The 13,935-nt window shown below is 48.9% G+C and carries 10 protein-coding genes and 2 tRNA genes; 10 read left to right on the top strand and 2 right to left on the bottom strand.

The features are described from left to right. The first annotated feature begins 43 nt into the window (after positions 1-43). From ATORI0001_RS03235 to ATORI0001_RS03190, 10 genes are all read left to right on the top strand, one after another. A complete protein-coding gene (locus ATORI0001_RS03235; RefSeq protein ID WP_003149259.1) occupies positions 44-1,321 on the top strand; it encodes an aminopeptidase in 1,278 nt (425 codons plus the stop codon). Between the two features lie 52 nt (positions 1,322-1,373). Continuing rightward, positions 1,374-1,449, top strand: a tRNA-Lys gene (locus ATORI0001_RS03230). Positions 1,450-1,520: 71 nt separating this feature from the next. Further along, complete coding sequence (gene purB, locus ATORI0001_RS03225; protein WP_003149502.1) at positions 1,521-2,867, top strand: adenylosuccinate lyase; 1,347 nt, start codon at positions 1,521-1,523, stop codon at positions 2,865-2,867. A gap of 11 nt (positions 2,868-2,878) precedes the next feature. Continuing rightward, positions 2,879-4,114 carry a hypothetical protein gene (locus tag ATORI0001_RS03220; protein WP_003148921.1) on the top strand — a complete coding sequence of 412 codons (1,236 nt, stop codon included), beginning with the start codon at positions 2,879-2,881 and terminating at the stop codon, positions 4,112-4,114. Between the two features lie 116 nt (positions 4,115-4,230). Then, positions 4,231-4,956: a response regulator transcription factor gene (locus tag ATORI0001_RS03215; protein WP_003149543.1), complete on the top strand. Its 726-nt coding sequence runs from the start codon at positions 4,231-4,233 to the stop codon at positions 4,954-4,956. 11 nt (positions 4,957-4,967) lie between these two features. After that, a complete protein-coding gene (locus ATORI0001_RS03210; protein WP_003149663.1) occupies positions 4,968-6,071 on the top strand; it encodes a sensor histidine kinase in 1,104 nt (367 codons plus the stop codon). A 100-nt stretch (positions 6,072-6,171) separates the two neighbouring features. Next, a complete protein-coding gene (locus tag ATORI0001_RS03205) occupies positions 6,172-7,086 on the top strand; it encodes a phosphoribosylaminoimidazolesuccinocarboxamide synthase (RefSeq protein WP_003149567.1) in 915 nt (304 codons plus the stop codon). Then, positions 7,073-7,729, top strand: coding sequence for an APC family permease (locus tag ATORI0001_RS03200; RefSeq protein ID WP_003148914.1), 657 nt, complete (start codon positions 7,073-7,075; stop codon positions 7,727-7,729). The genes ATORI0001_RS03205 and ATORI0001_RS03200 overlap by 14 nt, the downstream gene beginning before the upstream one ends. A 77-nt stretch (positions 7,730-7,806) precedes the next feature. Next, positions 7,807-7,882: transfer RNA gene (locus tag ATORI0001_RS03195), tRNA-Arg, on the top strand. Between the two features lie 288 nt (positions 7,883-8,170). After that, positions 8,171-8,905, top strand: a complete 735-nt coding sequence (locus ATORI0001_RS03190; RefSeq protein WP_003149341.1) for a helix-turn-helix domain-containing protein — start codon at positions 8,171-8,173, stop codon at positions 8,903-8,905. Between the two features lie 113 nt (positions 8,906-9,018). On the opposite strand, the gene pknB is transcribed toward ATORI0001_RS03190, so the two are convergent. Both pknB and ATORI0001_RS03180 read right to left on the bottom strand, forming a co-directional pair. Beyond that, complete coding sequence (gene pknB, locus ATORI0001_RS03185) at positions 9,019-10,977, bottom strand: Stk1 family PASTA domain-containing Ser/Thr kinase (RefSeq protein WP_003149071.1); 1,959 nt, start codon at positions 10,975-10,977, stop codon at positions 9,019-9,021. Positions 10,978-11,076: 99 nt separating this feature from the next. Beyond that, a complete protein-coding gene (locus tag ATORI0001_RS03180) occupies positions 11,077-13,872 on the bottom strand; it encodes an FtsW/RodA/SpoVE family cell cycle protein (RefSeq protein WP_476737440.1) in 2,796 nt (931 codons plus the stop codon). Between the last annotated feature and the right edge of the window lie 63 nt (positions 13,873-13,935).

The following is a 13,935-nucleotide window of genomic DNA, read 5'->3' as shown; positions in this document are numbered from 1 at the left end:
GATACTTAAGGCCCTTCGGGGCCTTCTTTATGAGAGGGACAGCATGACTCCGATTCCAATGACTGATCAAGAGGCAAAGATTGCAACGGATGCGCTCTCTGAACAGATAGATCGTTACGCAGAGCTTCTCGTAAGAAAGGGCTGTGCGGTCCAAAAGGGACAGAGTCTCGTTGTTTCCGCGCCAATTCAAATAGCTGACTTTGCGAGAAGAATAGAGCGCGCTGCCTATGCCGCCGGAGCGGGATTTGTAACGGTTCTTTGGAGTGACGCAGAATCAACTCGTATTAAGTACGAGAACGTATCAGTAGAGAGACTTTCAAAGACTCCCTCATGGGTAAAAGAACAGCTCAATTCACTTGCGGAAGAAGGGGCGGCGTTCCTGTTTTTGGAAGCACGCGATCCCAATATTTTGAAGGGAATTGATCCGGCAAAACCGGCGGCGGAATCCCGGGCGCGAAACATTGACTGTGACGTGTTTCGCAGTGGATTGGATTTTGGTCGCAATGCGTGGTGCATCGCGGGTGTACCCGTTGCTCCCTGGGCAAAAGAAGTCTTCCCAAATCTTTCGGAAGCGGAAGCCGTGTATCGTCTTTGGGTTGCAATCTTGGATGTTGCCCGGGCAAGTGGAGAAGATCCTGAGAGCACTTGGGAAACACACAACGCAACATTTGAAAAGACAAAACGATTCTTGAATTCTCATCGATTTGATAGGTTGGTGTATCGTTCAGAGAACGGTACGGAGCTGACCATTGGCATGAATGCGGGACACCTTTGGGACGGTGGAGCTGGAAAAACGCAGAGCGGTGTGGCGTTTTTCCCCAATATCCCAACGGAGGAAGTGTTTACGTCTCCGGATAGAAATCGAGTGGACGGCATTGTATATTCAGCGCTTCCCCTTATTCATGTTGGGCAGGTTGTAAAAAACTTCTGGTTTAAGTTTGAAAAGGGAAAAGTCGTTGATTATGATGCCGAGATTGGAAAAGACGTCTTGACGTCAATCATAGAGCAGGACGGTGGGTCGTATTTAGGGGAGTGTGCTCTTATTTCAAAAAACACTCCCATCAGACAAAGCGGGATTTTGTTCTACGATACGCTCTACGATGAGAACGCGAGTTGCCACCTTGCGCTTGGTATGGGCTTCCCTGAATGTATTGAAGGTGGTCTTGATATGAGTCGAGAAGAGCTTCTTGCCCATGGGATTAACCAAAGCACTACCCACGTGGATTTCATGATTGGAACGGATGATTTGAATATATGGGGAGTTTCTGTTAATGGAGAAGAAACACCAATCTTTGTAAATGGTCAGTGGGCTTGGGAGTAAAACTGTTACACTATCTACGCGCGTGGTAAAATTGCCACGCCTGACAGATAACGGGCCGTTAGCTCAGATGGCAGAGCAGGGGACTTTTAATCCCAAGGTCTAGGGTTCGATTCCCTAACGGCCCACCAGGAACTTCAAGGTCAGGTATCACACGATACCTGACCTTTTGTCTTTTGGAATAGAGCAGAGGAGATCCAAGGTGATTGATCGTTATACCGGAAAAGAAATGGGTCATATTTTCTCACTTGAAAACAAATATACCATTTGGCAGGAGATTGAGGTTCTTGCCTGTGAAGCGCAAGCTGAGTTAGGCACTATTGGCATTACGCGAGAAGAAGCCGCATGGATTCGCGCACACGCAAACTTTAATCGTGAGGAAGTCGATGAGATTGAAGCGGTGACCAATCATGACGTGATTGCATTTCTTACGAATATGGGTTCCTATATTGATGCCGATATCTCAGATGGCGAACCGAAACCAAGCCGGTGGGTTCACTACGGGATGACCTCTACCGATCTTGGCGATACTGCGCTTTGTTATCAGCTCACGCAGGCGTGCGATATTTTGATTCGTCGGGTACAAAGCTGTGCAAAAATTTGCAAGCAGCGCGCGTTTGAGGAGCGCGATACGCTTTGTGTCGGACGCACGCATGGCATTCATGCCGAACCCATGACATTTGGCATGAAATTTGGTAGCTGGGCATGGGAGCTTAAGCGTGATCTTGATCGTTTGAGGGATGCTCGTAAGAATGTTGCATACGGTGCAATTTCGGGAGCCGTAGGGACCTACTCTTCAATTGATCCGTTTGTTGAAGAGTATGTGTGCGAGAAGCTCGGTCTTGCGCATGATCCACTCTCAACGCAGGTTATTTCTCGCGATCACCACGCTTACCTTGCAGGCGTTCTTGCAACGGTGGCCGCAACGTGTGAGCGGATTGCAACCGAGATGCGAGCGCTTCAGAAAACCGATACGCTTGAGGCGGAAGAGCCGTTCCGCAAGGGTCAAAAGGGGTCTTCGGCCATGCCTCATAAACGCAATCCTATAACTGCCGAGAAAATCTGTGGACTCTCCCGTGTGGTAAAAGCAAACGCTCAGGTGGCTTTTGACAATGTGGCTCTTTGGCACGAGCGAGATATTTCACATTCTTCTGCCGAACGCGTTGCGCAAGCCGACAGTTTCATTGCTCTTGACCATATGCTTACCAAGCTTGAGTTTTTGCTTGAAGGTATGGTGCTTTACCCTGAACAAATGAAAGCAAATCTCAATAAGACACGAGGTATGCTTTTCTCGTCCAAGGCTCTTCTCGCCCTCGTAAACACGGGGATAACTCGCGAAGAAGCGTATAAGGTTGTTCAATCAAACGCCATGCAGGTATGGAGCGATATCCAGCAGGGAACGGACGGACCTGCGTTCCGTGAGCGCCTTGAGGCCGATCCGGCATGCACACTCACCAAAGAGCAGCTTGATACCATTTTTGATCCATGGTCGTTCCTTACAAGGTCGAAGGTTCTCTTTGAGCGTCTTGAGCGCCTTGATCTGGATTAAAGGGGTGAAATTTGTCTGATTTGAGAAGATTTAAAGCCCCGTATTCTCATGGCGGTATCACGCGCCGCGGTTTCTTCCGGGCAACTGCGGCAGGTGGCATCGTTTCTGCCGTTATTGGTGTCTCGGCAGGCTGTCACCATAGTTCCGATGAAGGTTCGGGAAAGTCTTTAGTCCTTGACAAAAACTCGGCAACAAAGGTTCTTGACGCGTATTCGTCTGAGGACTATACGACAGAGCCTTCGCAATCGTATACATTGCCGCTGGGAAGCGTGCTTCGTCCCGCTGAAGGTGATTGGATTCCTCTGACTGCCGCTGGAGCAACGGCGGCGCCTTTGGTGATGGCATCGGTGCTTTCGGTTGCCTCAGGAGAAGTTTTACCCGTGGTATCGCAGACACAGATGAATAACACTACTGCGGTTATCTACGATGTTCGCTGCTCAGACTCACTGTATGCGTGGATTGAGTTGGATACATCCACGAGAGACTGGACACTGTATGTCTCTGAGTTTTCCGACGGAAAATTAACCGGCAGTGTTCAAACGCTCTACCAGGGAACGTCTGATTATGATCCGGCTCTGTTTTCGGTATCCGGTACGTCCATTGTATGGATAGTCGAGCCGTCACTGCAGGGAAAAAAGCGGAGCGACGCATCGTATTGTTATGCGTGGAAGGTCGGAGATGCGCAGGCCACAACCGGTGTAGAGTCAAACGGGCGTTTTGCGACAGCGCCAAGCATATCCAATGGAGTCGTTGTTTTAACGCCGCGGGTCAATGCCGGATCCGGTGTCTACTATGGCGTGGTTGCATATCAGTTAAGCGACAACCTCAAGACAAAGCTTGATCAAATCATTCTTCCTCAATCGGTTCAACCCTATTTTGCCACGCAAATTGGCGAGAAGTTTCTTATTTCAATCGAGAAGAGCTATGACTCCGGTGGTCTTTTGGGCCAAATGGGGACATACATTTTGCCGTCAAGCGGGGAAGGTGTTCTCTGTATTGACAGGGAGCCTCTTACAGGTTCTCTGGGAAAAGACGGCCTGTATATTGTGAAGAATCGAGCGTCATACGTGCTTGTTGATGTTGAAAAGCAGGTATGTCGCTGGCTTTATGCAACCGACAGAAGTCTTGATTTTGGTGAATTTCCCGCTCGTGAAGGAACGAGCTCATCGTTGGTTACGTTTTCAACCGTTAAGGCGCCGGATTCCGGATATCCGGCATCGGTTTGCGTTCGGTGCTTTCCTTTGTAGAAGAACTGAGTAGTTTGAGTTAAGATAAATAGGGTTTCACGAATTTATTTTAAAGTGGGTCTTGAGCGTTTCATATAGAAAGTATTGTCGTTTTCATGGGAGGACAAAAGGAAGCTATGGAGACAGACGAAAAAAGAATTTTAATTGTCGAGGATGAGACGGTTATCCGCGATGCTGTTTCTGCGTATCTGGAACGTGAGAACTATGCGGTTCGTGGTGTTGGTGACGGTCAGAGCGCTGTTGAAGAATTTCAGAAACACTCATTTGACTTAGTTATTCTTGATTTGATGCTTCCCAAATTATCAGGAGAGAGAGTTTGCAGGGCAATCAGAGATGTTTCCAATGTCCCAATTATTATGTTGACTGCAAAAGGAGAGGTTGAGGATCGCATTATTGGCCTTGAACTTGGAGCCGATGACTATTTGGTCAAGCCCTTCTCGCCGCGCGAACTTGTAGCTCGAGTTCGGGCTCTCTTTCGTCGCGCGCACAAAGAATCTGAGCCACAGCCTGAAGTGCTTGAGTATGGAGCGCTTACTATCGATATCTCGGGTCACAAAATACTCATCAGAGGCGAAGAGGTTGATCTAACGGCCTCAGAGTTTAAGCTCCTTACAACGCTGGCACGATATCCTGGTCGTGTCTATTCACGTATGGAGCTTGTCGAAAAAGTGCTTGGATATGACTTTGAAGGCTATGAGCGGACGATTGACTCTCATGTAAAGAATCTTCGCGCAAAGCTTGGTGACGATCCGCGCAATCCTCACTGGCTATTTACTGTGCATGGAGTTGGGTATCGTTTTGAGGCGGCTCCAAACGCATATAGTGATACCGCTGAAGAGTAGATTTCATACCAATGCCAAGTCATGCCCATCTAAATCAGAAGAGTCAGGAATCGTCTAAGCATTCGTGGAACACGATTAAACCTGAGCCATCAAAACCACGTGCGTTTTCTACGCGCATTACGTTTTTCTTTGGTATTACGGCGTTTATGACGGCATTGCTCTTAATTACCATTTTGGTATATATGTGGAATGAAGATTTGTCCAAAGAGTTCTACGATTCCTTTTTCCTTGCAGCGGCCGGAGCCATTGTTTTGGCATGTTTCATCGGTTACTTGGTATCAAGGTCGCTCACCAGACCTATCAGTAGTCTTACCAACACTGCTTTTCAGATTCGCAACGGGGATCTTTCTGCGCGCTCCGGAGTGCGTGGTAGTGATGAGCTAGGACGTCTTGGAGAGACATTTGACGATATGGCTACGGCTCTCGAGAAGGACTTAAAGCTTGAACACCGTCTGACAAGCGATGTGGCTCATGAGCTGAGAACGCCTCTGATGGCCATTTTAGCTACGGTTGAAGCCATGCAGGACGGAGTTCTTCCAGCCGATCAAGAACGGCTTGAAAACGTTGCATCCGAAGCGCGTCGTCTTTCTCGCTTGGTTGATGCGATGCTGCATCTGTCGCGGCTTGAAAATGGCTCGACTTCAATCCGTCCCGTGAAAAATGACCTTATTGCTTTGGTACAGAGTCTCGTCAAATCTCAAGAGCCACTTTTCCGAGAACGTAAAATCTGCCTGCAGTTTATTAATAAAACGGGGCGCGATCAATGCTTTGTGAAAGTTGATGCCGACATGATTCGAGAGGCGATTGTCAATCTTTTGAGTAATGCCATGCGCTATACAGACGTCAACGGTCTGGTAAGCGTTACCGTTGAAGAGAGCCGGGGAGATGTTGTCATTTCTGTTTCAGATACCGGTATAGGCATTGCGAAGGAAGACATACCGCAGACCTTCTCGCGATTCTGGCGTTCCGATTCAAGCAGAGAGCGTGCGTCAGGAGGCCTTGGAGTCGGCCTTTCCATTACGAAAGAAATACTCGATCGCCACAATGGGACCATTTCAATCGAGTCGGAACTGGGGAGAGGAACGACGTTTTCACTCCATATTCCGCATACATAGGCATCTCGTATGGGGTTGAACTAGAAAATTTCGTAATGATTGCATACCGCCCTCAATTTATTCCTTTGTTGGCTTACAATCAAAGTCGGTAAAGATTCGCATGTGCAGAAGTGAGGTAAGCGTGTCTGACAAATTGCGTCCTGATTCTCACGGAAAAGTTCGTGATATCTATGATTGCGGCGATGAGTTGCTTATGGTGGCAAGTGATCGCATCAGCGCTTTTGACGTTATTCTTCCGGATGAAATACCGTATAAAGGTGAGGTCTTAACTCGAATCAGCGCATTTTGGTTTGAGCGCTTTAAAGACCTGATTCCCAATCACATGCTTTCCGTGCTTCCCAATAAGATACCGGCCTCCTTTGTACCTTATGCCGAGTATCTTTCCGGAAGAGCAATGCTGGTTAAAAAAGCCAAGACCATTCCGATTGAGTGTATTGTTCGAGGATATCTCACCGGCTCAGGTAAGAAGACGTATGATCAAGACGGTACGGTTTGTGGCATTAAACTTCCCGAAGGGCTGCATGAGGCTTCAAAGCTTCCCGAAGCGCTCTTTACGCCCTCGACTAAGGCGGAGCTGGGAAAGCACGATGAGAACATCTCGTTTGAGAGATGTGCCGAGATTGTCGGAGCAGATGTCGCAGAGCGCTTGCGTGAGGCATCGCTTGAGCTCTATAAAGCTGCCGCAGAGTATGCCGCAACAAGGGGCATTCTTATTGCAGACACAAAGTTTGAGTTTGGCTTTATCGACGGAGAGCTTACCCTCATTGATGAGTGTCTTACGCCTGACTCAAGCCGCTTTTGGCCGTCTGAGGGATATACTGCGGGAAGCGTTCAGCCAAGCTATGATAAGCAGTATGTGCGCGATTGGTTGAAGGCGCATTGGGATATGCAGGGTGAGCCTCCGCATCTTCCGCAAGAGGTTATTGAGGGAACATCCAAGCGTTATCAAACGGCGTTTGAGATTATTACTGGTACCAAATTCGAGTCAATGAAGGAGTCCCATGTTACTGCGTGACACGATTAAAGGTGCTGCTGAAGAAGCACAGGAAACCGCTGCATCAGTAGCGTCAAAGAAATCACAAAAAGAGAGCGAGAAGAGCAACGGACAGACGGTTAAATATGCTCCGCGCAGGTCTGCTGCTTCCGCCAAGCCTTCTCGTGAAGCGGCGGCTTCTGTGCGCATTTCAAGTGTTTCGGGGTCTAAGTCAGCCAAGGGTGGCACCCCGACAACAAAAGAGCAAAAACGTGCTGCTCGGCAGCGCGAGCGTGCGCATGATGACTTTAGAAATCGCGGCTTTGAGATTTTGCTGAGAAACGATCCTGAGTATCACCGGGTCGAGCGTATCTGGTGGGTCATTTTAGGTATTGGTTTTGCTGCAACGATAGTGACGTTTGTGCTAACGACGGCATTTCCTGAAGCCAGAAACCTTGGCTCAGGGGTTGGGCTTGTGTCTGCCATTGCGCTTATCATTGCGTATGTGTTCATCTTTGGTTCGGTTATTTTTAGCTTTGTAAAGTTGCGTCCCATCCGCAAGCGTGTTGAGCGCCAGGTGGTAGGTATGACCGATAAAAAGCTTGGAGAAAAAGTTGCTGCGTGTGAAGCCGCAAAAGAAGCAAAGAAGGCCGAGAAGAAAGCTCGTAAGACAGAAAATAAGTAAGTAGAGAAATTCGAGGTTTTCTCGCTTAGTCTTTTTATTGCGCAGGGCGCTATTGGTGAGTAAAATTACTCACGTAAGCCTTCGTAGCTCAGGGGATAGAGCACCGCTCTCCTAAAGCGGGTGTCGGCCGTTCGAATCGGCCCGAGGGCACCAGAAATCAGCACAGGTCGGGATTTTACTCTCGGCCTGTTTTTATAGAACGACTCGTTAGAACGGATTTGCGGAGGATCATACGGGACGTAGCAAGCATTGAAATGTGGATTCCTGCATCAAAGATTTCCATGTTAACCTGCGAAATCAACGTATGGTTGAGATGAAATCAACAATTGGTAGGTGGTATCAACCGCTGCGTTCTTGTTGGAAGATGTGATACGAGTGATAGTTATGGAAGCGGTTCCGCATAAAAAGCATCCGATAAAAACACAAGGGTGAGGAGTGCACATGACAAATTCTCAGGAGACGCTTGGTCGGCGTATTGCACGGCTCCGTCTTGCCAAAGCAGCAACGCAGGAACGGTTGGCTCGTGAGTTGAGCGTGAGTCCACAGGCAGTCAGTAAATGGGAAAATGATATTAATTATCCGGACATTTCGCTGTTGCCGCAATTGGCACAATTTTTGGGCGTGAGCATCGATGAACTCTTACGTGGCGCCTCTACGCAAGAGCGAAAAGGGCTTGATGTCTCTATGTCTATAACAAAAGAGGCAGATGAGAGCTCGGACAAGAGGGAAGCCGGCAAAGAGCAAAATCTCGCAATAGGTAATTTTGCAGAAGAGGATACGGCGACAGATGATGAAGCAGATGTCGAGGAAGAAGAAGTAGGTCGTTTTGGATTAGGGAAGTTCTTTAGCACCGAGCTGAGAAAACCAAAGAACGGTGTTTCCGGGAAAGAGCAGGCAACTGTGCGTTTGGGCAATTCAAAAAAGCATGGCCTGCACATTTACGTCGAGTCAGAAGATGGGGACGTAGTAGATATGTGTGTTCCTCTGGCACTTGCAAAGTTTGCCATGAAATCAGGGCTTCAAATCGGAGGCCGCTCCATTGACAAGGAGACGCGCGCGCAGCTTGAAGAGATTGATATTGATGAGCTTGTAGCGGCGGCCAAAGAGGGAGAGTCCGGAACGCTGATCAATATCGTTTCAAGTGATGGAGACATTGTTAAAATCTGGTTCGATTAAGCATATCAACGCGTAAAATACATGCCCACTTTCAGATGATTTTGAAAGTGGGCATTTTTCAGGAGAAGCTCTTATATGATGCTTCTTTAGGTGCGCCTTGTGCCTGACAAGCTCTACGTTGTTGGTGACGTTGTAGTAGTAGTGCTTGTTGACGTGGTTGGATTTGGTCCGGAAGACACGCTAATGGTGACGGTGCCGCCAGGCTCTACGGATTGTGGAGACTGACTGACGACTTTGCCGCTTTCGATGTCGTTGTCGTAAACCCATATGGTGTTTGGTGAGAAACCAGCCTCTTGGAGGAGCTGCTGTGCCTCATGGTACTCTTTACCGATGACGTTTGGCACTGGCTGCTTCTTGGGATCTTCGCCGATAGTAATTGTTACGGTGTCACCCTTCTCACCCTTAGATCCAACTGACGGGCTTACTGCAGAGACGGTAGCATTTTGGTTGCCTTTGCTCTTATCTTGCGTGCGTACCTTAAATCCGGCGCTTTCAAGCTTTTTGGTTGCTTGTGCTTCCGTAAGACCAATAACATCCGGAACCGTAATCTCTTCCGGTCCTTTGGAAAGGTGATAGGTGATGGTATCGCCGGCTTTGGCATCGGAGTTTGGTGCTTCATCCTGCTTTGCGATATAGCCGACCGGTACGGAATCATCGTCAACGTCGTCACCTTGCTTACCCTTAAGTCCCACTTGTCCCAAAGCTCGCTGGGCTTCATCCGAAGTCATCTTAGTCAAATCCGGGACTTTAACTGTTGCGGCAGGTTTGGCACCCTTTGAGACGACAATATCAATCTTGGTGCCATCCTCGGCCATCTTATTTGCACTGGGCGTTTGTTCAATAACCTGGCCTTCGGGCGCATCATCGTTGTAGTCTTCTTTAATTTCTCCGAGCTTGAAGTGGCTGTCCTTATCGTTAAGTGCGTTGATGACGTCGTTTTTTTTCATGCCTACGAGGTTGGGAACGGCATATTGCTGTGACTGATGAGAAAGAATGTTTGTGATACCAAAGACGGCTCCGGCAAAAATGAGAAGGGCGAGAAGAACGCCCAAGACGGTATTACGACGGCGCTTACGGGCACGCTCTTCTTCTTCCATCTGAGCTTGTTCGGTTGCTTTAATGGGACGCATTTTATCTGTATTGCCGGTGCGGCTGGCGACCGCAACCGGGATTGCCTGGGTGCCGCCAAAGCCTCGACGATCCATCTTATTGGTGGGGATGGCTCCCATAAGAGCCGTACTGCTCACCCTGCTTCCACGACCCATAAGATAGTCGCGTAATGCATAATAGAGGTCATCTGCTGTCTGATAGCGGTTACTCGGATCTTTTTCCATACACTTTAAAATGATGGATTCAAGAATTGGATCTACCGAAGGATTAAGCAACGTGGGTGCCTGAGGAGCCTCATTAACCTGTTTTAGAGCAACGCTGATGGCATCGTCTCCCTCAAAGGGAACACGTCCCGTTGCTGCTTCGTACATAACGATACCCAAGGAATAAATATCGGTTGTAGGTCCAAGCTCTTTTCCCTGTGTTTGCTCTGGAGAGACGTAATGAGCCGTTCCAAGAACAGCATTATCGGTGGTTAAGTGACTGTTCTTGGCGCGCGCGATACCAAAATCCATGACTTTGATATTGCCGTCGGGCTGCACCATAATATTTTGGGGCTTGATATCGCGATGGATGATGTCGTGTTTATGAGCTACCGAGAGTGCTTGGGCAATCTGGGAGCCAATTTGAGCGACTTTACGGGAATCAAGCGCTCCGTGTTTGCGGATACCGCTTTTGAGGTCAGTTCCCCGGAGATACTCCATGACGATGTAGTATGACTCACCGTCTTTGCCCCAGTCATACACGGATACGATATAAGGGCTCGAGAGTGCTGCAGCTGCTTGAGCCTCCTGCTTAAAGCGGGCGGCAAACGAAGGATCATTGGCATACTGTGGCAGCATTGTTTTGATGGCTACCGTGCGTCCCAAAACTTCATCTTGTCCTCGGTATACGGTGGCCATACCACCCGTACCAATCTTGTCTTGAACCTGGTAACGCCCACCGAGCATTCTACCTGGCATATACTCTCCTATCAGTACACAGAGCTTCTTGCTTGCAATCTTAGCTAACTAAACGCCGTTTGAGGCTGAGAAGCGCATCTTGTAAAACCTTACAAAACATCATGAGGCCGCTCCAAGTGATTGAATCTGCAGGCATTTTGCAATAACCTGTCCACCAACCTTTGCACCCTCGCCAAGAACATTCTCTCCATTACCCTCAATGACAACCGAAACCACGAGCGAAGGTTTTTCATACGGAGCAAAACCGATAAAAAAGGAGTTGAAATTACCGTTTTCAACATCGGCCGTACCGGTTTTTCCTGCGACGCGGGTACCCTGTACACGGGCGCCCATGCCGGTTCCATGCTCAACGACACCAAGCATGGCCTCGCGAACCTTTCCGGCAGTTTCAGCGGAAACAACCTGCCCCAAAGAGTGCGGGGAAGTAGTTGATACCACGGTGCCCTCAGGAGAGAGAATGTGGTCAACCACATACGGATTCATAACGACACCGCCGTTTGCAATTGCCGAAGCGACAACGGCATTTTGCATAACGGTCGTCTGAGGACCTGCGGGGCTTTCATGCTGTCCAACAGGAAGACCGCAAGAGGACCAACCAAGTTCCCATTCGGTCATTTCCGACGGATTAGGCATGAGAGAAGGCGTGGTATAGAAATCTTGCCCAAGCTCTTTTCCGTAGCCAAAGCCATTGGCATAACTGACAAGATTTTGAGCTCCCAGTTGAGTTCCAACTTGTGCGAGGGCGGTATTTGAAGAGCGAGCAAAGGCCTCACTGAGGGTGATGTTGCCCATATCTTCATTGGCATAGTTATGGATGGTTCCGCCCCCAAGGTCCATAACGCCAGGTGCATCATATTTGGTATCAAGAGTGGTGGTATTGGTATCAAGTGCCGCTGAGAGCGTAATGGTTTTAAAGGAAGATCCGGGAGAATAGAGAGATTGGGTACTCCGATCAACAAGCTCGCTGCCACTATCCGATGAGATGGCGCTTGCAAGCTCCGACTGTTTATATGAAGGAGAAGAAGCCTTTGCAAGGATTGCGCCTGTAGAAGGATCCATCACAACGACAGATCCGGTATGACCTTCGAGAATCTGCTCTACGGCAGCCTGCATTTGCGAATTGATTGTAAGTACCACCGAAGATCCCGGTGTGGTGACTCCTGCCATGGAATAGAGTGCGCCTTTCCAGTCAGAGTGAGAGGAGTGGCCCGTGAGGGTTTCGTTCATGGTCTGTTCAATTCCGGAAGTTCCGTATTGCGTGGAGATATAGCCTACGGTATGAGCGGCCATGCCGTCTTGCGGATAAGTGCGTACATAGGTCCCGTCGTCTTGCTTTACACTCTCTGCGAGAGTCACTCCGTCAGATGTGATAATGGATCCGCGCTGAACATGTGCGCTTTTGGTAATGGTGTGGTTGTTGGTGGAGAGAGATTGAATATGCGGTGCATCGATGGTCATCAGATAGGTAAGATTGCCGAGAAGGACGGCAAAAAGGACGGCAAAAACCGTAATCAATGAGGTCAAGCGCTTACCGAGAGCAATGCGTCCCAATACGCCCGATTCTTCCGTTTGGATATCAAAGCCGCCGCGCGCGTGCAATCCGTGAAGTATGTTACTTGCATGGGCTCCGCCGGCAGAAATGGCAAGGTGCTGCTCGTTTGCGGGACTGCTCGATTTAAGCTCAGTTTCATGTCCAGTTCCTTCGTCTCCCGCACGAAGAAGGAGAGCAACAATAATGAAGCTGGAGAGAAGGGATGAGCCGCCCTGACTCATGAAAGGCAGAGTAACGCCCGTTAAAGGCAGAAGTTTGGTGACGCCCCCGATAATCAAGAATGCCTGGAAAACGAGGACGCTTATAAGTCCCGCTGCCGCAAATGCCGAAGCGTCCGATTTTGCACGAGCGGCAGTAGCAAGACCACGGATGCCCAGAAGGATAAAGAGCATGATGATTGCACTTGCGCCAAACAGGCCCATTTCTTCGCTGATAGCGGAGAAAATGAAGTCCGATTCAACAACGGGAATATAGGTGGGGAGTCCCTTGCCGATACCGACGCCGGAAAGGCCGCCATCGGCGATGGAGTAAAGCGACTGCACAATCTGAAAACCGTCGCCCGATGGGTCTTTAAAAGGATTGAGCCAGATATCCACGCGCTGCTGGACATGGCCGAAGAAGTGGTACAAGACAATGCCGCCTAGAGCCAAAAGGAGAAGGCTGACAAGGACATAGCTCACACGGCCCGTGGCAACATAGAGCATTATGACGAAGAAGATAAAGAAAAGAAGAGCGCTTCCGAGGTCTCTTTCAAAAATAACTATAAGAAGACTTATGCCCCACATGATAAAAAGAGGAAGCAACATCTTCAGGCGCGGGAGACGAAACGGTCCAATTTTGCGCATGGAGACGGACAGGGCTTCTCGGTTTATTCCAAGGTAAAAGGCAAGAAAGAGAACGAGTGCTATTTTTGCGATTTCTCCCGGTTGGAAGGTGAATGAGCCGAAGGAAAGCCAAAGTTTAGACCCCCAGCGCTCCTGTCCTATTGCCATGGGCAAGAGGAGCAAAATAACTCCTATAAAGCCTATGGTGTATTTGTAGCGTGCGAGGGTATCGAGATCGCGTATAACGGCCAAAGTTACAATCATGGCAACAACCGACACAAAAAGCCAAAGGATTTGATTTGGCGCAGCGGTAGGTGCAAGTCGTGTTACAAACGTGATCCCTATGCCGGAAAGCGCAAATACGATAGGCAAAATTGCAGGATCGGCAGCAGGCGCTAAGATTCTGTTTGCAATGTGCGCAACGGTAAACGCAACAAAAAGGGCAATGGGCGTTGCCATGGAGGAAAGATTAACCTCTGATTTTGAAGTGACCATATACATGGCGTAGAGAAGAAACATGGGGACAGCGGCAAGAATAAGCAGTACCAGCTCGATGTTTCTGCGAGAGTTTCGAGACGTCTC

It is taken from the genome of Lancefieldella rimae ATCC 49626 (assembly GCF_000174015.1).
GTDB classification, from domain to species: domain Bacteria; phylum Actinomycetota; class Coriobacteriia; order Coriobacteriales; family Atopobiaceae; genus Lancefieldella; species Lancefieldella rimae.
Note: the sequence above shows the minus strand (reverse complement) of the source record. Positions and strands in the feature narration are given on the sequence as shown.